The sequence below is a fragment of the Arthrobacter sp. GQ119 genome (assembly GCF_059759125.1).
Map to the genome: position 1 here is coordinate 1 of NZ_JCAXEA010000098.1, position 296 is coordinate 296.

Below are 296 nucleotides of genomic sequence, written 5' to 3' on the forward strand. Positions count from 1 at the left end.
GCGTGCACGTTGCCCAGGCGTTCCTCGATCGCGCCCATCACGTCCTCCTCGAAGGACGGCGGCTCCTCGGCCAGGCACACCCACACATACCCCAGGTACTCGCGGATGTGGACCTTGTTCAGGCCGTACTCGTCCCGGTCGATGTCAGGCATCTTCGTCAGGTTCGGCGCCGCGATCAGCTTGCCCTCGAAGTCATAGGTCCAGGCATGGTACGGGCACTGGAAGTTGCGGGCCGCTTCGCCCTTTTCCTCCATGCACAGCTTCACACCACGGTGCCGGCACACGTTATAGAAGGC

Annotated in this window: 1 protein-coding gene; it reads right to left on the reverse strand. The window is 63.2% G+C overall.

Features of this window, described 5'->3' with window-relative positions:
* The coding region (locus tag AC6CH3_RS23525) for an aromatic ring-hydroxylating oxygenase subunit alpha (RefSeq protein WP_498134722.1) at positions 1–296 on the reverse strand (296 nt) is incomplete at both ends.